This is a genomic window from Enterobacter sp. YSU (genome assembly GCF_016082135.1).
Lineage (GTDB): Bacteria > Pseudomonadota > Gammaproteobacteria > Enterobacterales > Enterobacteriaceae > Enterobacter > Enterobacter hormaechei_C.
In genome coordinates this window covers 4,813,633-4,835,072 of the sequence record NZ_CP059487.1, presented here as the reverse complement: position 1 = coordinate 4,835,072, position 21,440 = coordinate 4,813,633, and the positions used below count along the sequence as shown (strand labels likewise).

Genomic DNA, 21,440 nt, shown 5'->3' with positions numbered 1-21,440 from the left:
CCCCTCACCCCGGCCCTCTCCCTCAAGGGAGAGGGGGAGAGGGTTAGGGTGAGGGCATCAGGCCGCACCGGGGTTACTTAACCGTCCACCCCTTATACGTGCCGACGTTCTTTTTATCGATCATCGTCACAGGGATCAGCACAGGCTCTTTCGGCGCAGGTTTGCCCTGAAGAATGTCATAGCCGATCTCCACCGCCTTCGCCGCCATCACCTGCGGATCCTGCGCCGGCGTCGCCACAAACAGGGAGTTTTCGCGCTTCAGAGCTTCTTCACCGTCCGGGCTGCCATCCACGCCAACGATAAAGAACTCATTACGTTAAGCCTGTTTCGCCGCCAGATCGGCGCCGATCGCCGTCGGATCGTTAATTGCGAATACGCCGTCGATCTTCGGATTGGCCGCCAGCAGGGAGGTCATGACCTCCAGTCCGCCTTCGCGGCTGCCTTTGGCGTTCTGATTATCCGAGAGCACTTTGATATCCGGGTGGCGCCTGAACTCGGTCTGGCAGCCCTCCACGCGGTTTTGTACCGCAGAAACCGGCGGCCCGTTGATGATCACCACGTTGCCTTTACCTTTCAGGCGGTCGGTTATGTACTTACAGGCCATCTCCCCCGCCTGGGTGTTATCGGAGGTGATGGTCGCATCAGCCCCTTCCGCCGCCACGTCAACCGCCACGACCACGATCCCTGCCTCTTTGGCGCGTTTTACCGCCGGGCCGATCCCTTTGGAATCCGCGGCGTTGAGGATGATCATGTCCACTTTCGCCGCAATGAAGTTATCGATCTGCGACACCTGCTGGCCCAGATCGTACCCGCTGGAGACCAGCGTCACCTTGACGTTATCCCCCGCCAGCTTGCGCGCTTCCAGCTCGGCGCCTTTGGTGATCTGCACGAAGAACGGGTTAGCCAGGTCGCCCACCGTCACGCCGATGGACTTCAGATCTTTTGCCTGCGCAAACGGGGTTGCGGCCAGCAGCGCGCCAGCACAGAGCGCGGTCACTAAGGGCTTCAATCTCATGCTGTATTCCTCACGTAGGGTATTGTTGTTATGCACTTTGATGGTGTCGGGTACGGTATTTGTCGATCAGCACCGCTATGATGATCACCGCCCCTTTGATCACCAGCTGCCAGAAGTAGGAGACGCCCATCAGCGTCATGCCGTTGTTGAGGGTGGCGATGATCAATGCACCGACCAGCGTGCCGGTGATCGTGCCGATCCCGCCGACGAAGCTGGTTCCGCCGAGGATCACCGCCGCAATCGCATCCAGCTCGTACCCCGTGCCGAGGTTGCCGTTGGCGCTGTAGAGGCGCGAGGCGCTCATCACGCCGCCTAATCCCGAGAGCAGGCCGCTCATGCCGTAGACAAACAGCAGCACCAGCCAGACCTTGATGCCGGTTAAGCGTGCCGCCTGCATATTGCCGCCGACCGCATAGATGTGAACGCCGAGGGTTGTGCGACGCAGAATAAACCAGCACACCACAATCACCGCCAGGGCGATCACCACCAGCCACGGAATCGGGCCGAGGTAGTTGTTGCCGATCCACTCGAAGTTAATGTTGGAGTTAATGACCGTCGTGCCGTCCGCCAGCAGATACGCCGCGCCGCGCAGTGCCGTATAGGTGCCGAGGGTGACGATAAACGGCGGCAGCCCGGCAAAGGCCACCAGCGCGCCGTTGAACAGCCCCAGCACCATACCGAGCATCAGCGCCGCCGGAATGGAGAGCATCGCAAATTCCGGGATAAGCGAGACCACCATCGCCGCTACCGCCGTAGTGCCCAGAATCGAGCCCACAGAGAGGTCAATCCCGCCGGTCAGGATGATGAAGGTCATCCCCGCCGCCAGCACGATGTTGATCGACGCCTGCCGGGTAATATTCAGCAGGTTGCTCTCGGTGAAAAAGTTCGGGGCGATGAAGCCAAATACCGCCACAATCAGGATTAAAATTGGCAAAATGCCGATCGTTTGCATCAGATCGCTCATCAGCATTTTTTTGGCGGAGGCGGATTTCGCTACCTGCTGCGGATGGGTTGGAGTTGTCATAATTACACCGCCTGATGATGTGTGTCGTTCACGCCGGTTGCCAGCGTCATAATGTTTTCCTGAGAGATGTCGCGTCCGTGGAGTTCACCCGCGATGCTGCCTTCCCGCATCACGTACACCCGGTCGCTCATGCCCACCACTTCCGGCAGCTCGCTGGAGATCATCAGAATCGCCACCCCTTTGCGCGCCATCTGGTTCATGATGCGGTAGATCTCGCTTTTCGCGCCGACGTCCACGCCGCGCGTAGGTTCGTCCAGAATCAGAATGCGCGGGCCAATCGCCACCCAGCGGGAGATCAGCAGCTTTTGCTGGTTGCCGCCGGAGAGCCCGCCCGCGCGCACCTGAGAATGCGGCACGCGGATATTGAGCAGGGCGATGGCGTCATCGGAAATAGACTGCGCTTTTTTGCGGTTCAGCCAGCCGAAGGTGGCGTCGCGCTCCAGCGTCGCCATGGTGATGTTCTCCTGCGCCGCCAGCTCCAGAAACAGCCCCTGCTCCTTGCGGTTCTCGGTAAGAAAACCGATGCCGTTTTCAATGGCCGCGCGCGGGGAGTGGATCACCACCGGTTCGCCGTCGACCTCGATCATGCCGCCGGTGGCTTTGCGCACGCCGAAGATCAGCTGCGCCAGCTCGGAGCGACCGGCCCCGACCAGCCCCGCCAGCCCGACGATTTCACCGGAGCGAACCTGCAAACTGCACGGCAGCACTTTTTTGCCATCTGTCAGGTGATGCACGTTCAGACGCGGGCTGCCGAGCGGAATATCGCGCTCTTTGTTAAACAGATCGCTGAGCGGGCGGCCCACCATCATGCGCACCAACTCAGAGGCATTCAGCTTGTCGCGCGTCAGGCTGCCGACGTACTGCCCGTCGCGCAGGACGCTGACGCGATCGGAAAGCTCATACACTTCCGCCATGCGGTGGCTGATGTAGATAATCGCCATTCCTTCATCGCGCAGGCGCAAAATCAGTTCGAACAGACGGTGGGTTTCGCGCGAGGAGAGGGCGGCGGTGGGTTCATCCATCACCAGAATACGGCTGTTGCGGTGCAGCGCGCGGGCGATCTCCACCTGCTGTTGCTCGGCGATGGTCAGCTTCATGACCAGGTCGGTGGCATTGAACTGCGCGCCCAGACGGTCAATGACCGCCTGCGCCTGGGCTGCCATCTCTTTGCGCTGGACCAGCCCGCCGCGCGACAGCTCGCTGCCGAGAAAAATGTTTTCCGCCACGGTCAGGTTAGGAGCAAGCTGCATCTCCTGATAAATCAGGGTAATGCCTGCGGCCAGCGCATCCTTCGGACCTTTGATGTGAAACGGCTGACCGTCGATGAGGATGTCGCCGCTGCTGGCGGTATAAGCGCCTGCGAGGATCTTCATCAGCGTGCTTTTTCCGGCGCCGTTTTCCCCCATCAGCGCGTGGATCTCTCCGGGGAAAACCGTCAAATCCACACCCTTGAGCGCGTGGAAATTGCCAAACGTCTTGGCAATATTGCGCATCTCTAAAACCGGGGTTCTGCTCATGGCGGATCTCCTGTGAATGTCGATATCTGCACTTCATCACAGGTGCGTAAATGCAAAATGTCAGAAGCTGTTCATATTTGTCATAGTTATGAATAGCGAATCGCCATCACATTTTCCTTTTCCCTCTCCCTGTGGGAGAGGGCCAGGGTGAGGGCACCAAACCGCAGAGGAGCCCAAACCCCATGTCTTCACGCCCCCCGTTCTTCACCAGCGCCCGCGGTCGCCTGCTGATATTTAACCTGCTGGTGGTGGCGGTAACGCTGATGGTCAGCGGCGTGGCGGTGCTCGGCTTTCGTCATGCCAGCCAGATCCAGGAGCAGGTGCAGCAGCAAACGCTGGATGATATGACTGGCAGCATGAACCTCGCGCGTGATACCGCGAATGTGGCGACGGCGGCGGTGCGGCTGTCGCAGGTAGTCGGTGCGCTGGAGTACAAAGGCGAAGCTGAACGGCTGAAACAGACGCAGATGGCGCTGCGCCACTCGCTGGAGCAGCTTGCCGATGCGCCGCTGGCGCAGCAGGAGCCGGCGCTGGTGGCGCGTATTATCCGCAGGAGCAATGAGTTACAGCAGAGCGTGACGGGAATGCTGGAGCGCGGGCAAAAACGGCATCTGGAGCGTAACGCGCTGCTCAGCGCGCTGTATCAAAGCCAAAGCTACCTGCGTCATTTGCAGGATATCAACCGCCGTTACGCGAGCAATGTGCCAGACGCCCGGCAGCTTGCAGAGATGGACAGGCTGATCGTTGCCGCCATTGATACCCCTTCACCGCGCGCCACGGTGCAGCAGCTGGATGCAGTAACCGCGATGTTACCCGCGAGCGCCCTGCAACCGGTGGTCAACCTGGTGCTCCCGGATTTTAATGATGAGCTGCGCAAGCTCGCGCCACTGTCGAAGCAGCTGGAAGAGAGCGATCTGTCCATCAGCTGGTACATGTTCCACATCAAGGCGCTGGTGGCGATATTAAACCGCGACATTAATCAGTACGTTGAACAGGTGGCGCAGGCCTCCCGGCTGCGTACCGCCCAAAGCCACCAGGAGCTGCGCTCCATCAGCGTGTTTATCAGCGTCTTCGCGGTGCTGGCGCTGATCATCACCGGCTGCGCCTGCTGGTATATTTACCGCAATCTGGGCTCCAACCTGACGGCTATCTCAAGGGCAATGTCGCGCCTCGCTCACGGCGAGCAGGATGTGTCGGTGCCCGCGCTACAGCGGCGTGATGAGCTGGGGGAACTGGCGCGCGCGTTTAACGTTTTTGCCCGCAATACCGCTTCGCTGGAGCACACCACGCGGCTGCTGAAGGAGAAGACCTCGCAGATGGAGGTCGACCGCATCGAACGTCAGGGGCTGGAGGAGGCGCTGCTGCACAGCCAGAAAATGAAGGCGGTTGGGCAACTGACGGGCGGGCTGGCGCATGATTTTAATAACCTGCTGGCGGTGATTATCGGCAGTCTGGAGCTGACCGATTCAGCGTCACCGGACGCGCCGCGCATCACTCGTGCGCTCAAAGCCGCGGAACGCGGGGCCATGCTCACCCAGCGTCTGCTGGCCTTCTCGCGCAAGCAATCCCTGCAACCCCATGCGGTAGAGATGAAGCCGCTGCTGGAGAACCTGAGCGAGCTGATGCGGCACTCGCTTCCCGCCACGCTGACGCTGGATATTGAAGCGCAAACCCCGGCCTGGCCCGCATGGATTGACGTCAGCCAGCTGGAAAACGCCATTATCAACCTGGTGATGAACGCCCGTGATGCAATGGAGGGGCAAAATGGTGTGATCAAAATCCGCACCTGGAACCAGCGTGTGACCCGCAGCGACGGGCGCAGGCAGGATATGGTCGCGCTGGAGGTGATTGACCACGGCTGCGGGATGTCGCAGGAGGTGAAATCGCAGGTCTTTGAACCGTTCTTCACCACCAAACAGACCGGCAGCGGCAGCGGGTTAGGGCTGTCGATGGTGTACGGCTTTGTGCGTCAGTCCGGGGGGCGCGTTGAGATCGAAAGCGCGCCGGGGCAGGGAACCACCGTGCGGCTCCAGCTGCCGCGCTCGACGCTGCCCGCGTTCTCCGATGATGCCGCGCTGGCGACCACGGCCCCGGCAGAAAGTGAGCTGCTTGTGCTGGTCCTGGAAGATGAGGCGGGCGTGCGGCAGACCCTGTGCGAGCAATTGCACCAGCTTGGCTACCTGACGCTTGAAGCCGAAAACGGCGAGCAGGCGCTGAACATGCTGGACGCATCGCCGGATATCGGCATGTTTATCAGCGACCTGATGTTGCCGGGCGGCCTGAGCGGCGCGGAGGTGATCGGCCATGTACGCAGCCACTATCCGCAGTTGCCGGTGCTGCTGATCAGCGGGCAGGATTTGCGCCCGGCGCATAACCCGCAGCTGCCGGACGTTCAGTTACTGCGAAAACCGTTCACCCGCGCACAGCTGGCGCAGGCGCTGCGCAAGGTGATGGCAGGAACCGGCAGCGAGCCAGGGTAGCGGCCCCCTGAGCGCCGTTAAAAGACGACGACGAGGCAGGGATAAATTTCACGGACTCATGCGGCAGCGGGCGGCGCAAATGCTGCTTTATCCCGACAATCAGCGCTTCGCGCGGAAAGCCAGGCATATCCATTACGCCGCCACCGAGGATCACCGCATCCGGATCGAACAGATTTACACTGGTGGCAATGGCGCGGGCTGCATGATTCAGGAGTTGTTGTACGAAGGGGTCATCGGGTACGGCTGAAAAGATATCTCCCATCGCATACTCGCGGGGCTGCTGTTCGTACCACTGTTTCAATGCGATACCGGAACAAACTGTTTCCAGACATCCCGGGTTGCCACAACCACAGTGCCGCGTCATATCCCCCTGTGGAATATGCCCGAGCTCGCCCGCTACGCCGTGCGCGCCCGTCCATGGAGCACCGTTTAGCCAGATGGCAAATCCCATGCCGGTGCCAAGATAGGCCGCCAGAACCTCTTGCTGCTGGAGATTGTGTTGCGCCACGTCAAACGAAAGCTGAAGGTTAACGTCGCGGGAAAATTCGACCGGGCAGCCTAGCGCATCTTCAAGTTTTCCCGCCAGATCGCGGAGCTCATTCGCCTGCAAAGGCAGATTTGGCGTCGAGATAATGGTGCGTTTGTCTTTGCCGACCAGTGCCGGAAAGCCCATGACCAGACCGCGACAGTGAACCTGTAAATGACGCAGCTGAGCCGTGATCATTTCCGTCACGCCGCACACCACACCAGAGCGGATAACCTCTGCGGTGCGCTGTTTTTCACAATGCAACACCGCACCGTCGGTCGTTTGCAGGCAAAAACGGATATGAGTGGCTCCCATATCCACTCCGGCGACGACATCAGGCTGTTTTTGCATGAGGAACAACCTCGTTTCGTGCCGACAGGATCTGCCCGGCCATAAGCTGCCATGCATCCCCGATATTCTCTGCATGGTTGAACAGACCAGACGTTCCTACGATAAAGACATCTGCGCCGGCGGCCATCAGTTTTTTATAGGTGGCCTGATTGCATGAGCCATCGATCTCAATCTCATAGCTCAGCCCTTCGCGTTCGCGCCAGGCTTTCAGCTCGGCAATTTTCTCCAGCATTTCCGGAATGAACGGCTGCCCGGCAAAGCCTGGATCGACGGTCATCACGGTGATTTTGTCCGCCTTATGAATATAGTATTTCATCGCCTCAACCGGGGTTTCCGGGTTGAGGATGAGTCCCACCTTCATACCGTGACGACGGATCTCTTCAATCAGGCGGAAAGCCTGACCGTTGATGGTCTCCGGGTGCAGTGTGATGAAGTCTGCTCCGGCCTGCGCCAGCTGGCTTATGTAGTCCTGCGGGCGAGTCACCATCAGGTGACAGTCCAGTGGTTTGGTGGCGAGCTTCTTCACCTGGCCGACAAAGAACGGAGACAGCGTCAGATTAGGCACAAAGTGGCCGTCCATGATGTCGATATGGAAGTAGTCCGCGTGCTGGTCAATAAATTCGATCTGTTCTTTGAATTTCAGCAGATCCATACACATCAGGGAGGGTGAAATTTTCATAGTGATTTCCTTACTTACTGATCAATCTGTCGAGGGCAACAGCGGCGATAATCAACCCGCCCATTACCACCAGCTGGTAGTAGGTTTGTACCTGTAAGATATTGAGTCCGTTATTGATGGTGCCGATGATGAGACCACCAATCACGACCGAGAAGATGCGGCCTTTACCGCCGAAGAAGCTGGTTCCGCCGATGATGGCGCTGGCGATGGCGTATGTTTCAAATCCCATCCCGGCCAGCGGCTCCGCTGCGCCCAGACGCGCGGTCGACACCACGCCCGCCAGCCCGGCGCATACGCCAGAAATAATGAACACCACCAGAATATGAAACTTCACGTCGATGCCGGAGTAGAACGCCGAGTTTTTGTTACCGCCCAGGGCGTAGATATTGCGCCCCAGCCGCATACGGGTGGTGAGGAACCAGAGGATCACCGCGACGATCAGCGAGAAGATGACCGGTACGGGTATCCCGAGGACGCTGGCAGCGAAGAAGTTTACAAAATCGAACGAGAAGCCATAGACGGAGTTAGCATCGGAAATCACCAGCGTGATGCCGCGAAAAATGGCGTTAGTACCGAGAGTGATAATGAACGGATGTAGCCCGGTCCAGTTGACCAGACAGCCATTGATCGCCCCCAGCGCGCCGCCGACCAGTACGCCGCCAATCAGTGCTGCAAAAAACGGGTCGACACCAGCCAGCATCAGTTTGGCAGTCACCATGCCGGAGAGTGCCAGAATGGCTCCGACGGACAGATCAATACCCGCGACAAGGATGGCAAAGAATTCGCCCATCCCGATCAGCACCGTTACCGAGCTCTGGACAAAAATCTGCGTGATGTTGTTGGTGGTGAGGAAGTACTCCGATGACAGCGTGCCAAAGATGGCGACTATAATCGCGAGGATAAAAAAGGTACCGTACTTGTCCCAGAACAGCGCGAAGTTAAATGGCTTTTTCTCCGCCATATCGCCTTTCACTCTTGTGGTAATGCCCATGCCATGATCTCCTCTTCGCTCATGTCGTCGCGATTGGTCAGGATTTGCGTCAGCCGCCCTTCGCAGAACACGGCGATGCGGTCGCAGACGGCGATAATTTCAGGTAATTCAGATGACACCATCAGGATGACCTTGCCTTCGTCAGCCAGCTGGCGCATCACCTTGTAGATTTCGGCCTTTGCGCCGACGTCGATGCCTCGCGTGGGTTCATCAAAAATGATGACGTCCGGGTTGCAACACAGCCATTTAGAAATCAGCACCTTTTGCTGATTGCCGCCGGAGAGTTCGGTGATGTTTTGCTCTACGCTATGGCACTTCAACGCCAGCAACTGGCGCTGTGCTTCGGCGGTCTTGCGTTCTTCATGCTCGCGAAAGAGCCCCATGGCCCCTTTATAGCCACCGTTTTTCAGGCTCTGGCTGACGGCCATGTTTTGGGCGATAGAGAAATTAGGGAAAAAGCCATTTTCGCGGCGGCTTTCGGTGATGTAGGCCATCCCTTTTTTCAACGCATCCAGAGGCGAACGCGGGGAGATGGTTTTGCCGTTGAGGCGAATTTCACCGCTCGCGCGTTTATCCACGCCGAAGAGACAGTCCATCAGTTCGGTACGTCCCGAGCCGACCAGACCCGCAAAACCCAGTATTTCGCCGCGGTTCACGCTGAACGAAATATCTCGCACTTTTTTCTTGTCCCGGCTGGTGACGTTGTTCACCTCAAACACCGTGTCGCGTTCGATGTTGCCGGTGCTCTCTTTCATGGCGTTAAAGCGGTTTTGCAGTTCGCGGCCGACCATCAGGCGCACAATGTCGTCGTTTGAAACGTCACTCACCAGGCCACTGCATACGCTGGAACCGTCTTTCATTACCGTGTAGCGGTCGCAGATGCGGCGGATTTCCGCGAGCTTATGCGAGATATAGACGATGGCGGTGCCTTCTTTACGCAGCTGATTCATGATCAAGAAAAGATAATCCACATCTTTATTGGTTAATGAAGATGTGGGTTCATCCATAATGATCACTTTGGCATCGAGCATTAAGGTTTTCGCGATTTCCAGCATCTGTTTATGGCTGATGGATAAATTCGCTACTTTTTCATCTAAATCGACTTTTAATCCGACGCGTAAGAGCATCATCGCACCGCGAATGCGCATCTCTTTCCAGTCAATAATCCTGATGCCACAAACCTTTTTAGTCAGGTGACGGCCTATATATAAATTTTCCAGCACGGTTAATTCATCAATAACGCTGAGTTCCTGATATATAATGCCGATGCCCAGTTGTGCTGCCAGTTTATGATCCAATTTGTCGTAATTCTTTTCATTAATAATAATGGAGCCTTTGGTCGGCTCATGAATTCCCGACAATACTTTCATTAAGGTTGATTTACCGGCACCATTCTCCCCTAATAATGCGTGGATCTCATGAGGGTATATAGTTAAATCAACCGATTTTAATGCGTGAACCGGACCAAAGGATTTGCCGATCCCCGCCATCGAGATATATGGCGTGACCATGTTTATTTCCTTCTCTGTTCACCCTCTCCCTGTGGGAGAGGGCCGGAGTGAGGGCATCAAGCCGCACAGTTCTGCGTTATTTTGTCACCAGAATCGAATCCACCAACTTGAATTCAGGCGTTTTTTCCAGCGGGATGACTTTCCCGGTTTTCGCGGCATCCACCATTAATTTCAGGCCGGTCGCCCCGATGTCCGCCGGGTTTTGTGCGACGGTTGCCGTCATCTGACCGGCTTCGACCATCTTACGCGCCTCTGGAATACCATCGGTGCCGACCACCAGCACTTTGCCGATTTTACCGGCGTTTGCCACCGCCTGCGCCACGCCCATCGCCATGGTATCGTTCGCGCAGTAGAAGGCTTTCAGATTCGGGTTTCGTTGCAGCACGTTGGTTGCCACATCCAGAGCTTTAATGCGATCCCAGTCGGCGGGCTGGCTGGCAACCAGCTTAATTTGGTTTGCTTTTTTGAAGGCTTCTGTTGCGCCATTGCGGCGCGCCTCGCCCGATGCGTTACCGGCTTTACCCTCAATGATTGCGACTTCGCCCCCCTCCGCACCAAGTTTATTGATAATAAAATCGGCCCCTTTTGCGCCGACGGCCACGTTGTCCGTTGTGACAAACCCCTCTACATTGCCACCTGCTTTTTTCAGGTTATCCATATCGATTTTTTCATCGAGATTCACCAGATAGAGACCTTTCTGCCAGGCGCGCGCGACGGGCATGACCAGATTCACGGAGGAGAGTGGGGCAAAAGCGATACCCTTGTATTTTTTATTACTCAGATCTTCGAACAGCTGTAGCTGGGACTGAAAATCCCCTTCTGACGGCGAGGCAAAAATATCAACGCTTACTCCCAGGGTTTTGGCTTCATCTTCAATCCCTTTCTTCATATCCACCCAGAATGGATTGGAGAGCGTTTTTAATACCACCGCATATTCCGCAGCAGCAAACGCGCTGGTGGATAACATTAAGCCCATAGCGGCGCCGCTGAAATATTTCAGATATTTATTCATAGCAGTGTTCTCAATGTAGGGTATGTTGTTGTTAATCCCGCCTGAGCAGGATTAACCTTTTAATTTACTTCAGTGCGCCAGGAGAGAAGAAATCCACAATAGCGCCGGTTTTTTGCATATTAAGTGTGGCCTGTTCGATATTTTGTTGTGCAACGGAAACAAATAACGCATCTAATAATGTAAGCTGTAATATACGCGCGGAGGCGTTGCGCCCTAATAACGGGGTCTCTGGTGCTGGCGAACAAATAATATAATCAGCAAGTTTAGCAATCGGCGAATGGTAGCTATGGGTAATACAGATAATTTTGGCGCCGTTCTTTTTTGCTAACTCAACTGCTGCTTTCACATCACTGGTGCGGCCGGAATGGGAGACCACCAGTACCACATCCCCTTCCTTCAGCAGCGATGCCGACATCATCATAATGTGCGCGTCCTGATACGACTGGCAGCGCACGCCGATGCGTAGAAACTTATGCTGGATGTCGGCGCAAATAGCGTTAGAACCCCCCACACCGTACAGATCGCGCTGGTTGGCCTGGGCGAAGAAACGTGCCGCGCGGTGAATTTCATCCACGTTCACTATCGACTGGCCTTCCATAATGGTGCGCAGCGTAATATTGAACACTTTGTTAACCACATCCTGTGGTGCTTCATCAAAAGCGAGTTCCGCAGGTAATACTTGTTCGGATTGCGAGAAGTAGTCGACCAGCGCCGCACGCAGGTTACGGAAACCGCTAAAGCCGAGCAGTTTGGCCACTTTCACAATCATCGCTTCCGACACCATCAGCGTTTCGGCAACGTCTTTAATCGCAGGCGCGCCGCTCAGGTTACCCGGCTGGAGCAGCCAGTCGACGATACGGCTTTCGTTGTCGGTCATGCCTTCCTGCTTCATGCGCAGGTACGGTGCAAGGCCAATGCCGTTAGGCAGCTCTTTTTTAAATTCTGACTGACTCATCGCTCTCTTTTGTCCTTAAAAATGAAGACGACACTATATCACCACACTCTGGCATGAAAATATGCTAGCAACTTCACAATGTTTGGAAATTCATAAAGTTTTATTGTCTGTGAAGTTTTGATGGGCGGTTGCTTTAGGATTCCCTTGAAAATCAATAATATAATTATGACACGTTAACGGATTTTAATGCATGCCGTAAGAAATATACCGTCATGAGAGAGTTGAAATGTCAAAGTCATGGGTGTAAAACACGCGCAGAACTCGATGGTTTTGAGGTTTTATTGCACAACTGACCGGTCTTAAATCACAACTCCATCGAGTTCGTAAAGTTAACCCACGATGAGGTTTATCATGAAAAAGATTGCATTTGGCTGCGATCACGTAGGTTTTATGCTGAAAGAGGATATTCTGGCCCATCTGCGCGCGCGTGGCATCGACGTGGTGGATAAAGGCACCTGTTCCCCGGAGCGTACTGACTACCCGTATTATGCCAGCGCGGTTGCACAGGCTATTATCGATAAGGAGGTGGATGGCGGCATCCTGATCTGCGGAACGGGGGTAGGGATCTCCATTACGGCCAATAAGTTCCCGGGCATCCGCGCAGTGGTCTGTAGCGAACCTTATTCAGCTCAGCTTTCAAGGCAGCATAACAACACGAATGTGCTGGCATTTGGTTCGCGCGTGGTCGGACTGGAGCTGGCAAAAATGATCGTCGATGCCTGGCTAAATGCACCGTTTGAAGGGGGACGACATCAGGCGCGAGTCGATGCGATAGGGGCGATTGAACAGGCCAGGAATTGAGATTCCTCCGCTACCCCGGTTCCCTGCCATTCATTACCGTAAGGCCAGTTCACCTGCGAGTCTGGCCTTATGAAACGTTACTCTACCGCTCTGTTATTGGGTCTGCTGACTTTAACCAGCCAACTGGCGCATGCCGATGTGATTGATGATGCCATTGGCAATATTCAGCAGGCGATCAACGACGCCTATAACCCCGGCAGCAGCCGTAATGATGACGACGACGATCGTTACGATCGCAGCCGTCAAACCGACAGCCGCCAGTACGACGATCGTCGTCGACAGTTAGAAGATCGACGCCAGCGTTTAGACGAGCGTCAGCGGCAGCTGGATGACGATCGGCGTCGGTTAGAAGAGGATGAGCGCCGGTTAGAGGATGATTACGATCGGTGGTAACGCCGGTATTGCAACGCACAGGCCGGGTAAGGCGCAGCCGCCACCCGGCAAAACCTAATCCAGTACCAGCACCATCCCGTCATACCCCGCTTCAATGCCGGACGGCAGCGGGTTATTCATCATCCACACGTCAAACTGATGGCTGATATGCGTCAGGATCACCTGCGGACAGCCAATCACCCCGTTCAGCGCAATCACCGTATTCAAATCACAATGGTTGCGCGGCGTCTCCGGGCGCGGTTCATGGCTACAGTCGATAATCATCGCCTGCGGCTGATTGTTTAGCAGAAACGTCACCGTTTTATCCGGTAGCCCGGCGGTATCAGAAAGCCACGCCACGCGGCTGTGGGCGGACTCCAGCAGATAGCCAAACGTGAGTTTTGAATGGTTGAGCGGCAGCGGCGTGACCCGCAAGCCCTGAAGTTCAAACATCACAAACGGCTCCACCGTGTGGCTGAAATCGAGAAGGCCCGGATGCTTGAACAGGTCGTCACAGCCTGCGTCGTCCGGCGGACCGTAAACCGGAATGGTCGCTCCCACGCCCCAGCGCAGAGGAAAAAGCCCCTGAACGTGATCCATATGATAATGGGTAAGCAAAATCTGCCTGAAACTCCCCGCGGGCCAGTCGTCCATCAGGTGTGGAATACCCGCGTCCAGCAAGGTGACCGAATCGTTGAATTTCACCGCCGCGCTACAGGGGCGACGGCGATAATTTTCCTGTAAACGCGTCCGTCGGCACGCCGCGCAGTCGCAGCCAAACACCGGCACCAGCTGCGCCCCTCCGGTTCCTGTCAGCGTGATCGTCAGACTCATAACGCACCTCTACAGCGGTTTGGTGAAGCGGAAATGGCTTTGCGTATATCCTTCACGAACATAAAAACGGTGCGCGTCCACGCGCTTCACGCTGGTGGAAAGCTCGGTCAGCTCGGCGCCTGCCTGTCGCGCGACGTCCTCTGCCCAGGCCAGCAGCTGGCTGCCCACTTTTAATCCGCGCGCCTGCGGCATCACCACCAGCTCCTGGATCTCGCCGATCCAGCGGGCGTGATGCAGGTGAAACTGCATATGCAGGCCGATCATACCGATGATCTGCCCGTCCAGCTCGGCCAGCTGGTAACGCATATTGTGATCCTGCAAGTTGGCCAGATACCCGGCGTGAAACGCCTGATGATCGAACTCGGCCTGCTTAAGTTCGCAGATCAGCGCGTAAACGATCGGCGCATCGTCGGCGGTGGCGGGGCGAAGCTGGCAGTCAGGCATGCTGTTTCTCCTTCTGGCGAATAAGCGATAGAAAGGTCTCGACTGACTGTAGCAAACTTCCGTCGTTATTGAGGAGATGGCAACCCGACGGGGTGTAGCGTGCCGCCCGTTCCAGCCGCTGGTCGATCTCGCGCGCGTTTTCGCGCCCCCGCTTTTGCAGCCGGCTACGGAGAACGTCCGGGGAAACCTGCAAACAGACCGGGAGCAGCGCCGCTTCGTACCGGGCGCGAGCCTGCGGGAGATGCGCCCGCGAGCCGTTAACCAGTACGTCGAACCCCGCATGCAGCCAGAGGTCAATCTCAATACCGACGCCATAGTAGTAACCGTTGGCATGCCAGCTCAGCGCCAGCAGGTTTTGTCCGGCGCGGGTAAAAAACTCCTGCTCGCTCAGGGCGATATGGTTCTCGCTTCCGGCGTTGGCATCGCGCGTGATATAGCGGTGCGCCACCAGCAGCTGTGAATGTTCCCGCTGCCGTAACGCCGACAGCAGGCTGTCCTTCCCGGAGCCGGACGGGCCCATTAACCAGATGAGTCTTCCCATCAGAATACCCTTTTTCCCTGACGCCAGACGTGGTCGATATGAATGTGCTCGCCCTTACGGTGGGCGAGCACCAGATCGGCCCGTTTCCCCTCGGCAATTTCACCGCGATCGTGAAGATTAAGCGCGCTGGCCGGGTTTTTCGTCACCAGGCGAATCGCCTGTGGCAGCGTGAAGCTGTTGTTCTCGTCGTCCGCGACGCGGAAGGCCGCGTCCAGCAGGCTGGCGGGGTAATAGTCAGAGGAGAGGATATCCAGCAGGCCGAGCGAGGCGAGCCTGCTTGCCGCCACGTTGCCGGAGTGCGATCCGCCGCGCACGATATTTGGCGCGCCCATCAGGACGTTCATGCCGTGCTTACGCGATGCCTCTGCCGCTTCAAACGTGGTGGGAAATTCAGCTATCACGCTGCCAAGCTGGTGGGATTCGCGCACGTGATCGTGCGTGGCGTCGTCATGGCTGGCCAGGGCAATATTACGGTCTCGGCACATGGCGGCAATGGAGAGGCGATTCGGCTGCGACCACTGGGCCGCAAGCTGGAGCTGCTCTTCTTCGTAGCGCGCCATCTCCGCGTCGTTGAGCGAATATTTGCCCTGATAGTATTCGCGATACTTTTCAATGTTGGCGAACTGGCGCTGCCCCGGCGAGTGATCCATCAGGGAAACCAGCGAGACCGGCTCGCGGCCCACCAGCTTCTCAAACAGCGGCAGGGTGGTGTGGTGCGGCAGCTCGCAGCGCAGGTGCAGGCGGTGCTCGGCGCGGTTGAGGCCGCGCTTTTGCGTCTCCTCCACGGCGTTGATCATCTTCTCCAGGTTCTCCAGGCGATCGCCGCCGTCGCGCACGTCGCCAATCGCCACCGCGTCCAGCACGGTGGTGATGCCGCTGGCGACCATCAGCGCGTCGTGGCTGCTCATCGCTGAATGAGCAGGCCAGTCCACCTTTGGGCGCGGGGTGAAGAATTTATCGAGATTATCGGTATGCAGCTCAATCAGCCCCGGCAGCAGCCAGCCGCCTTCGCCGTCCATCGCTTCAGGAGTGTGGCTCCGGGTTTCGGCAAAGGCGCGGATGACACCGTCCCGCACCTCAACCGAGCCGTTCACGACCTCATTTTCCAGCACCAGCCTGACATTATTGATAATCATACGTTTGTCCCCATCGGGTGCAGTCTGTCCGCCACGCGTTGGCGTACGGCGGCGTCGTGGAAGATCCCGACGATCGCCGCGCCGCGCGCTTTGGCCTGTTCGATCAGTTCCATCACCGCTGCGCTGTTCTTACTGTCGAGCGAGGCGGTGGGTTCATCCAGGAGTAAAATCGGGTAATCGACGATAAAGCCGCGGGCGATGTTGACGCGCTGCTGCTCGCCGCCGGAAAAGGTCGACGGGGCGAGGTGCCACAGACGCTCCGGTACGTTGAGGCGCGTCAGCAGGCTGGCGGCTTTAGCGGCGCAGGTTTCGCGCGGCACGCCGAGATCCAGCAGGGGTTGCATGACCACGTCCAGGGCGGAGATCCGCGGGATCACTCGCAGGAACTGGCTGACCCAGCCGATCGTCGAGCGGCGCACTTCCAGCACTTTGCGCGCGGGAGCCTGAACCAGATCGACCCATTCATTGTTATGGCGAATATGAATATGGCCTTCGTCCGGCAGGTAGTTGGCATACAGGGAGCGCAGCAGGGTGGATTTTCCGCTGCCGGAATGGCCATGCAGCACCACGCATTCGCCGTTGCTGACCTCTAACGAGGCATTTTGCAGTACCGGCAGGCGGACGCCGTTTTGCTGGTGGAGCACAAAGGTTTTACTGACATTTTCAACGTGGATCATTTTGGCCTCGCGATTCGTTTTGCCGGGTGGCGGCTTCGCCTTACCCGGCCTACGGGTGCGGTGTTCGTTTTGCCGGGTGGCGGCTTCGCCTTACCCGGCCTACAAGGTGCGGTGTTCGTAGGCCGGGTAAGCGCAGCGCCACCCGGCAACCGCGCCCTCAGTTCTGCAATACGGACGACACCAGCAGCTGGGTATACGGATGATGGGGATCGTCGAGCACGCGGTCGGTTAACCCACTTTCCACCACCTGACCCTGCTTCATCACCAGCAAGCGGTCCGCCAGCAGGCGCGCGACGCCTAAATCGTGGGTGACAATCACCACCGCCAGGTTTAGCTCCACCACCAGGCCGCGCAGCAGGTCGAGCAGGCGAGCCTGCACAGAGACGTCCAGCCCGCCGGTCGGTTCATCCATAAACACCAGCTTCGGATGGGTGACGAGATTGCGGGCAATCTGTAAACGCTGCTGCATGCCGCCGGAGAAGGTGGTCGGCAGGTCGTCGATGCGCGAGGCGGGAATTTCAACCTCTTCCAGCCAGTGCTGCGCCGTGGCGCGGATGTTGCCGTAGTGGCGCGCGCCGGTGGCCATCAGCCGTTCGCCGATGTTGCCCCCCGCCGACACCTGGCGGCGCAGGCCATCCATCGGGTGCTGGTGCACCACGCCCCACTCGGTGCGCAGCAGGCGGCGGCGATCGGCTTCACTCATGCCATACAGCGACACGCCCTCATACAAAATGTCGCCATTCTGCGGCGTCAGGCGCGCGGAGATGGACTTCAGCAGGGTGGTTTTACCGGAGCCGGACTCGCCGACAATGCCCAGCACTTCGCCCGGCCACAGCTCAAACGACACGTCGCTAAAGCCTTTGCCCGGCGCATAAAGGTGAGTCAGGTTATTAACCGAAAGCAGCGGTTTCATTGGCTGTTCGCCTCGCTCTGTTGGCGGCAGTAATCGGTGTCGGAGCAGACAAACATCCGTTTGCCCGTGTCGTCCAGCACCACTTCATCCAGATAGCTATGCTTCGAACCGCAGATGGCGCACGGCTCGTCCCACTCCTGCACCGTAAACGGGTGATCGTCAAAATCCAGGCTCTCCACACGGGTGTACGGCGGTACGGCGTAGATGCGTTTTTCACGTCCGGCGCCAAAAAGTTGCAGGGCGGGCATCATGTCCATCTTCGGGTTATCGAATTTCGGGATCGGCGACGGGTCCATCACGTAGCGGCCGTTCACCTTCACCGGGTAGGCGTAGGTGGTGGCGATATGGCCGAAGCGGGCGATGTCCTCATACAGTTTGACCTGCATGATCCCGTACTCTTCCAGGGCGTGCATGGTGCGGGTTTCGGTTTCCCGCGGCTCAATAAAACGCAGCGGCTCCGGGATCGGCACCTGGAAAATCAAAATCTGATCTTCAGTCAGCGGGGTCTCCGGAATGCGGTGACGGGTCTGGATCAGCGTCGCGTCTTCGGTTTTTTCGGTAGTATTAACGCCCGTTACGCGCTTAAAGAAGTTGCGGATCGACACGGCGTTGGTGGTGTCGTCTGCCCCCTGGTCAATGACCTTAAGCACGTCCGCTTCGCCGATCACGCTGGCGGTGATCTGAATACCGCCGGTGCCCCAGCCGTAGGGCATTGGCATTTCGCGGCCGCCGAATGGCACCTGGTAGCCGGGGATCGCCACTGCCTTCAGGATGGCGCGGCGGATCATGCGTTTGGTTTGTTCGTCCAGATAGGCAAAGTTGTAGCCGCTTAAGTTAGACATTGGCGCGCTCCCGTTGCAGGCGTTTCAGCAGTTCCAGTTCGGCCTGGAAATCGACGTAGTGCGGCAGCTTGAGGTGCGAGACAAAGCCGGCGGCCTCAACGTTATCCGCGTGGGCCAGCACGAACTCTTCGTCCTGTGCCGGGCCTGCAATATGCTCGCCGTAGTCCGGCGCCTGGAGCGCACGGTCAACCAGCGCCATAGCCATCGCCTTGCGCTCGCTCAGGCCATACACCAGCCCGTAGCCGCGGGTAAAGTGCGGATCTTCATTCTCTGGCGCGACAAAACCGTTGACCATTTCGCACTCGGTCATCAGCAGTTCGCCGATGTTCACCGCAAAACCCAGCTCTTCTGGCACGATTTCAATGTCGATATAACCGCTGCGGATCTCTGCCGCGAACGGGTGGTTGCGCCCGTAGCCGCGCTGCGTGGAGTAGGCCAGCGCCAGCAGATACCCTTCGTCACCGCGCATCAGCTGTTGCAGGCGGGACGAGCGCGAACAGGGATAGACCGGCGGCGTGCGGGTGATGTCATCCGGTGTGCTGCCGGTGTCCTCTTCCGCCTTCGCCAGCCCCTGGTTTGCCAGCAGGCTAAAGACGTGCGGGGAGGCGTCTTGTTCAGCGTCAGAGACGCTGAGCTGCGGTGTTTCACCGTTCGCCAGCAGAGTGAAGTCCAGCAGGCGATGGGTGTAGTCGTAGGTCGGACCAAGCAGCTGGCCGCCAGGAATATCTTTGTACACCGCAGAAATACGGCGCTCTAATCGCATTTCCGCCGTATTCACCGGCTCGCTAACCGCCAGCTTCGCAAGCGTAGTGCGGTAAGCGCGCAGCAGGAAGATGGCTTCCACGTTATCGCCGCTGGCCTGTTTCAGCGCCAGCGCCGCCAGTTCGCGGTCCGCGATGCCGCCTTCGGTCATCACGCGGTCGACGGCCAGGTTTAACTGCTGTTCAATCTGGGCGACGCTCAGCTCGGGAAGGGCGTCATCCCCCCGGCGTCTGTGCGCCTGCAAGGCATGGGCGGCGGCGATCGCCTTCTCGCCCCCTTTGACGGCAACGTACATCAGCACACCTCCACGTGAGTGGTTCTCGGGATCGCCAGCAGGCGCTCGCCGCAGGTCAGGATCAGGTCGATACCGAGCGGGAACGGATGCGGGCGCTCGGTCAGCTCATGAATGATGCACTCCGGCAGCTGGGGGGCGACCATCCGCTCGTCGGCAATCCCTGCACCCGTCAGGCGCAGCATGCGGCCACCGCTCAGGCTGGAGACCTGCAAAATCAGCGTGGCGCTGGTTTCCGGTGCGACGGCGCTGCCTTCGCTCAGGGCGTTAAGCTCTTCGTGGCTGATTTGCTCGTCGATCACGGCGAAGACCGCCTGCTGGGGCTGCTCGACCAGCGGCGCGTTGGTGTGAAAGCGCAGGTTCTGGCTGGCGATATCGTTCAGCAATGCGCCTGACAGCCATACCGGGGTGTCGTTGTCCGCCAGCGTCAGCAGCACGCTGGTCGAGGCGAGGTTCAGCGGCAGCCAGCCCTGGGAGAGCTGGTGCAGCGAGACAATGACGCCCGGCTCGCTCATGGCTTTCAGCAGGCGACGGAAACTCTGTTGGGCATCCTGGACGGCCAGGGTAAAAGCAGGTTGAAGCGTCATGCGTTGTCTCCGCGAACGAGCGTAAAGAAGTCGACCCGGCTGGTATTCACTTCGGCCTGACGCGCGGCAAGGCGTGCGGCGCGGTCGGCTTCCAGCGGGGCAATAAGGGTTTCCATTAACGTCTGAAAATGCGGCTGTTCCTGTAAAAGCGCGTCGATCGCTGCGCAGCGCTCGGCGTGCGTTTTGTCGCGCCCAAGTACGTAGCCGTAGCCCAGCGTGCCGCTTTTCAGGCGGATCACCGCGCGGGTGAGGGTGGCATCGCCGGCGAAGAAGCGCTCGCCGGTGCCGCCCATGCGTGCCTGGATCTGCACCAGGCCGATCTCCGGCGCGCGGATCGTGTCGTAGTCCGGCGTCAGGCCGAGCGCGCTCATGCGGGCAGCCAGCGCATCAGGCTGGCTGTGGGCCAGCACGCGCATCCAGCGCTGACGAGTGGAGGTTTCGAAGTGCATTCAGTGCTCCATGGTAAATTCAATCATGTCGGCGCGGGTCAGGCTGACGGAGTATTCCGTTGCGTTGACGTCGCCGTCACGGTGGTTGAGTGTGCGCACGCAGAGCAGCGGGGCCATGTTGGGGATCTCCAGCACCTTGCTCTCTTTCGCCTGCGCGCGGCGGGCGCTGATGCGCGTCTGGGTGCGTTTGAGCGCGATACCCGTCGCGTCCTGAAGAAAATCATGCAGGGAACCGCTGGCGAAATGTTGCAGCACGGGCCAGAGGGTGAGGTCCGCGAAGTAGTGGTCGATCTGACAGACCGCCACGCCGTTCACCCGGCGCAACGTGCGCAGGTGAACGACGTTGTCGCCCTCCTGAATCCCCAGCGCGTCCGCCACGTGGCGGGAGGCGGGGCGCAGGACTGACAGGAGCTTTTCGCTGGTGGGGTGGCTGCCCTGATCGAGCAGGTTCTGGCTAAAACGCGCCTGGGCATTGAGCGGGTAGTCGAACGGACGCATCAGCACCAGTACGCCGACGCCCTGACGGCGCTGGACCCAGCCGCGCTCCACCAGTTGATCGATGGCGCGACGCAGGGTGTGGCGATTCACTTCGTAGCGGTCGGCAAGCTGCTGCTCGGCGGGCAGGTAGTCTCCGCAGCGGTAGTGCGTGCGCAGCTCCACTTCGAGCTTTGCCGCAATCTCTTGCCAGCGGGTGGGGTAACTGGTCGGATGTCTGGATAAGTGCATACA

General features: G+C 58.3%; 22 protein-coding genes and 1 pseudogene. 3 read left to right on the top strand and 20 right to left on the bottom strand.

Translation table 11 applies throughout. From position 1 onward, the window contains the following. Positions 1–73: 73 nt before the first annotated feature. The 3 genes and pseudogenes from H2Z33_RS23255 to H2Z33_RS23245 form a co-directional block, all read right to left on the bottom strand. A pseudogene (locus tag H2Z33_RS23255) lies at positions 74–1,015 on the bottom strand (ABC transporter substrate-binding protein). A gap of 28 nt (positions 1,016–1,043) precedes the next feature. Then, positions 1,044–2,039, bottom strand: coding sequence for an ABC transporter permease subunit (locus tag H2Z33_RS23250; RefSeq protein ID WP_003860239.1), 996 nt, complete (start codon positions 2,037–2,039; stop codon positions 1,044–1,046). Positions 2,040–2,041: 2 nt separating this feature from the next. Then, positions 2,042–3,556: a sugar ABC transporter ATP-binding protein gene (locus H2Z33_RS23245; protein WP_045339396.1), complete on the bottom strand. Its 1,515-nt coding sequence runs from the start codon at positions 3,554–3,556 to the stop codon at positions 2,042–2,044. A 182-nt stretch (positions 3,557–3,738) separates the two neighbouring features. On the opposite strand from H2Z33_RS23245, the gene H2Z33_RS23240 reads away from it, so the two are divergent. Beyond that, complete coding sequence (locus tag H2Z33_RS23240; protein ID WP_015570208.1) at positions 3,739–6,036, top strand: hybrid sensor histidine kinase/response regulator; 2,298 nt, start codon at positions 3,739–3,741, stop codon at positions 6,034–6,036. Here H2Z33_RS23240 and alsK read toward each other — a convergent pair. The 6 genes from alsK to H2Z33_RS23210 all read right to left on the bottom strand — a co-directional run bounded on the left by alsK (position 5,969) and on the right by H2Z33_RS23210 (position 12,061). After that, positions 5,969–6,913 (bottom strand): allose kinase, encoded by a 945-nt coding sequence (gene alsK, locus H2Z33_RS23235; protein ID WP_063135432.1) that lies wholly within the window; start codon positions 6,911–6,913, stop codon positions 5,969–5,971. The two genes, H2Z33_RS23240 and alsK, sit on opposite strands and share 68 nt — an antisense overlap. After that, positions 6,897–7,592: a D-allulose 6-phosphate 3-epimerase gene (gene alsE, locus H2Z33_RS23230; protein WP_015570210.1), complete on the bottom strand. Its 696-nt coding sequence runs from the start codon at positions 7,590–7,592 to the stop codon at positions 6,897–6,899. Before alsE ends, alsK begins: the two co-directional genes overlap by 17 nt. Positions 7,593–7,602: 10 nt before the next feature. Further along, positions 7,603–8,583 carry a D-allose ABC transporter permease gene (alsC, locus tag H2Z33_RS23225; protein WP_017382644.1) on the bottom strand — a complete coding sequence of 327 codons (981 nt, stop codon included), beginning with the start codon at positions 8,581–8,583 and terminating at the stop codon, positions 7,603–7,605. Further along, complete coding sequence (alsA, locus tag H2Z33_RS23220; RefSeq protein WP_063135433.1) at positions 8,562–10,094, bottom strand: D-allose ABC transporter ATP-binding protein AlsA; 1,533 nt, start codon at positions 10,092–10,094, stop codon at positions 8,562–8,564. The genes alsC and alsA overlap by 22 nt, the downstream gene beginning before the upstream one ends. A 76-nt stretch (positions 10,095–10,170) precedes the next feature. Then, positions 10,171–11,106 carry a D-allose transporter substrate-binding protein gene (alsB, locus tag H2Z33_RS23215; protein WP_015570212.1) on the bottom strand — a complete coding sequence of 312 codons (936 nt, stop codon included), beginning with the start codon at positions 11,104–11,106 and terminating at the stop codon, positions 10,171–10,173. A gap of 64 nt (positions 11,107–11,170) precedes the next feature. Further along, positions 11,171–12,061: a MurR/RpiR family transcriptional regulator gene (locus H2Z33_RS23210; protein WP_015570213.1), complete on the bottom strand. Its 891-nt coding sequence runs from the start codon at positions 12,059–12,061 to the stop codon at positions 11,171–11,173. A gap of 351 nt (positions 12,062–12,412) precedes the next feature. On the opposite strand from H2Z33_RS23210, the gene rpiB reads away from it, so the two are divergent. Further along, positions 12,413–12,862, top strand: coding sequence for a bifunctional allose-6-phosphate isomerase/ribose-5-phosphate isomerase RpiB (rpiB, locus tag H2Z33_RS23205; protein ID WP_023295775.1), 450 nt, complete (start codon positions 12,413–12,415; stop codon positions 12,860–12,862). A gap of 69 nt (positions 12,863–12,931) precedes the next feature. Continuing rightward, positions 12,932–13,255: a DDRRRQL repeat protein YjdP gene (gene yjdP, locus H2Z33_RS23200; protein WP_017382647.1), complete on the top strand. Its 324-nt coding sequence runs from the start codon at positions 12,932–12,934 to the stop codon at positions 13,253–13,255. Positions 13,256–13,309: 54 nt separating this feature from the next. On the opposite strand, the gene phnP is transcribed toward yjdP, so the two are convergent. The 11 genes from phnP to phnF form a co-directional block, all read right to left on the bottom strand. Continuing rightward, a complete protein-coding gene (gene phnP, locus H2Z33_RS23195) occupies positions 13,310–14,068 on the bottom strand; it encodes a phosphonate metabolism protein PhnP (protein ID WP_063135434.1) in 759 nt (252 codons plus the stop codon). Positions 14,069–14,077: 9 nt separating this feature from the next. Continuing rightward, entirely contained in the window at positions 14,078–14,512 is a 435-nt protein-coding gene (gene phnO, locus H2Z33_RS23190; protein ID WP_015570217.1) for an aminoalkylphosphonate N-acetyltransferase, read from the bottom strand. After that, positions 14,505–15,056: a ribose 1,5-bisphosphokinase gene (gene phnN / locus H2Z33_RS23185; protein WP_026080559.1), complete on the bottom strand. Its 552-nt coding sequence runs from the start codon at positions 15,054–15,056 to the stop codon at positions 14,505–14,507. Before phnN ends, phnO begins: the two co-directional genes overlap by 8 nt. After that, entirely contained in the window at positions 15,053–16,189 is a 1,137-nt protein-coding gene (gene phnM / locus H2Z33_RS23180) for an alpha-D-ribose 1-methylphosphonate 5-triphosphate diphosphatase (protein WP_047637881.1), read from the bottom strand. The genes phnN and phnM overlap by 4 nt, the downstream gene beginning before the upstream one ends. Further along, positions 16,186–16,866, bottom strand: coding sequence for a phosphonate C-P lyase system protein PhnL (phnL, locus tag H2Z33_RS23175; RefSeq protein WP_040118264.1), 681 nt, complete (start codon positions 16,864–16,866; stop codon positions 16,186–16,188). The genes phnM and phnL overlap by 4 nt, the downstream gene beginning before the upstream one ends. A gap of 157 nt (positions 16,867–17,023) precedes the next feature. Further along, complete coding sequence (phnK, locus tag H2Z33_RS23170) at positions 17,024–17,779, bottom strand: phosphonate C-P lyase system protein PhnK (RefSeq protein WP_015570221.1); 756 nt, start codon at positions 17,777–17,779, stop codon at positions 17,024–17,026. Then, positions 17,776–18,621 carry an alpha-D-ribose 1-methylphosphonate 5-phosphate C-P-lyase PhnJ gene (gene phnJ / locus H2Z33_RS23165; protein WP_023302939.1) on the bottom strand — a complete coding sequence of 282 codons (846 nt, stop codon included), beginning with the start codon at positions 18,619–18,621 and terminating at the stop codon, positions 17,776–17,778. Before phnJ ends, phnK begins: the two co-directional genes overlap by 4 nt. Next, entirely contained in the window at positions 18,614–19,678 is a 1,065-nt protein-coding gene (locus H2Z33_RS23160; protein WP_032646905.1) for a carbon-phosphorus lyase complex subunit PhnI, read from the bottom strand. Before H2Z33_RS23160 ends, phnJ begins: the two co-directional genes overlap by 8 nt. Continuing rightward, entirely contained in the window at positions 19,678–20,262 is a 585-nt protein-coding gene (phnH, locus tag H2Z33_RS23155) for a phosphonate C-P lyase system protein PhnH (RefSeq protein ID WP_045339387.1), read from the bottom strand. The genes H2Z33_RS23160 and phnH overlap by 1 nt, the downstream gene beginning before the upstream one ends. Continuing rightward, a complete protein-coding gene (phnG, locus tag H2Z33_RS23150; protein WP_032668800.1) occupies positions 20,259–20,711 on the bottom strand; it encodes a phosphonate C-P lyase system protein PhnG in 453 nt (150 codons plus the stop codon). Before phnG ends, phnH begins: the two co-directional genes overlap by 4 nt. Further along, entirely contained in the window at positions 20,712–21,437 is a 726-nt protein-coding gene (gene phnF / locus H2Z33_RS23145) for a phosphonate metabolism transcriptional regulator PhnF (protein WP_006810434.1), read from the bottom strand. It abuts the gene before it with no gap. Positions 21,438–21,440: the final 3 nt, after the last annotated feature.

What these genes read in the sequence shown, in the direction of transcription:
- H2Z33_RS23250 (WP_003860239.1), bottom strand. Translation starts at nt 2,039, where the DNA reads ATGACAACTCCAACCCATCCGCAGCAGGTAGCGAAATCCGCCTCCGCC.
- H2Z33_RS23245 (WP_045339396.1), bottom strand. Translation starts at nt 3,556, where the DNA reads ATGAGCAGAACCCCGGTTTTAGAGATGCGCAATATTGCCAAGACGTTT.
- H2Z33_RS23240 (WP_015570208.1), top strand. Translation starts at nt 3,739, where the DNA reads ATGTCTTCACGCCCCCCGTTCTTCACCAGCGCCCGCGGTCGCCTGCTG.
- alsK (WP_063135432.1), bottom strand. Translation starts at nt 6,913, where the DNA reads ATGCAAAAACAGCCTGATGTCGTCGCCGGAGTGGATATGGGAGCCACT.
- alsE (WP_015570210.1), bottom strand. Translation starts at nt 7,592, where the DNA reads ATGAAAATTTCACCCTCCCTGATGTGTATGGATCTGCTGAAATTCAAA.
- alsC (WP_017382644.1), bottom strand. Translation starts at nt 8,583, where the DNA reads ATGGGCATTACCACAAGAGTGAAAGGCGATATGGCGGAGAAAAAGCCA.
- alsA (WP_063135433.1), bottom strand. Translation starts at nt 10,094, where the DNA reads ATGGTCACGCCATATATCTCGATGGCGGGGATCGGCAAATCCTTTGGT.
- alsB (WP_015570212.1), bottom strand. Translation starts at nt 11,106, where the DNA reads ATGAATAAATATCTGAAATATTTCAGCGGCGCCGCTATGGGCTTAATG.
- H2Z33_RS23210 (WP_015570213.1), bottom strand. Translation starts at nt 12,061, where the DNA reads ATGAGTCAGTCAGAATTTAAAAAAGAGCTGCCTAACGGCATTGGCCTT.
- rpiB (WP_023295775.1), top strand. Translation starts at nt 12,413, where the DNA reads ATGAAAAAGATTGCATTTGGCTGCGATCACGTAGGTTTTATGCTGAAA.
- yjdP (WP_017382647.1), top strand. Translation starts at nt 12,932, where the DNA reads ATGAAACGTTACTCTACCGCTCTGTTATTGGGTCTGCTGACTTTAACC.
- phnP (WP_063135434.1), bottom strand. Translation starts at nt 14,068, where the DNA reads ATGAGTCTGACGATCACGCTGACAGGAACCGGAGGGGCGCAGCTGGTG.
- phnO (WP_015570217.1), bottom strand. Translation starts at nt 14,512, where the DNA reads ATGCCTGACTGCCAGCTTCGCCCCGCCACCGCCGACGATGCGCCGATC.
- phnM (WP_047637881.1), bottom strand. Translation starts at nt 16,189, where the DNA reads ATGATTATCAATAATGTCAGGCTGGTGCTGGAAAATGAGGTCGTGAAC.
- phnL (WP_040118264.1), bottom strand. Translation starts at nt 16,866, where the DNA reads ATGATCCACGTTGAAAATGTCAGTAAAACCTTTGTGCTCCACCAGCAA.
- phnK (WP_015570221.1), bottom strand. Translation starts at nt 17,779, where the DNA reads ATGAAACCGCTGCTTTCGGTTAATAACCTGACTCACCTTTATGCGCCG.
- phnJ (WP_023302939.1), bottom strand. Translation starts at nt 18,621, where the DNA reads ATGTCTAACTTAAGCGGCTACAACTTTGCCTATCTGGACGAACAAACC.
- H2Z33_RS23160 (WP_032646905.1), bottom strand. Translation starts at nt 19,678, where the DNA reads ATGTACGTTGCCGTCAAAGGGGGCGAGAAGGCGATCGCCGCCGCCCAT.
- phnH (WP_045339387.1), bottom strand. Translation starts at nt 20,262, where the DNA reads ATGACGCTTCAACCTGCTTTTACCCTGGCCGTCCAGGATGCCCAACAG.
- phnG (WP_032668800.1), bottom strand. Translation starts at nt 20,711, where the DNA reads ATGCACTTCGAAACCTCCACTCGTCAGCGCTGGATGCGCGTGCTGGCC.
- phnF (WP_006810434.1), bottom strand. Translation starts at nt 21,437, where the DNA reads ATGCACTTATCCAGACATCCGACCAGTTACCCCACCCGCTGGCAAGAG.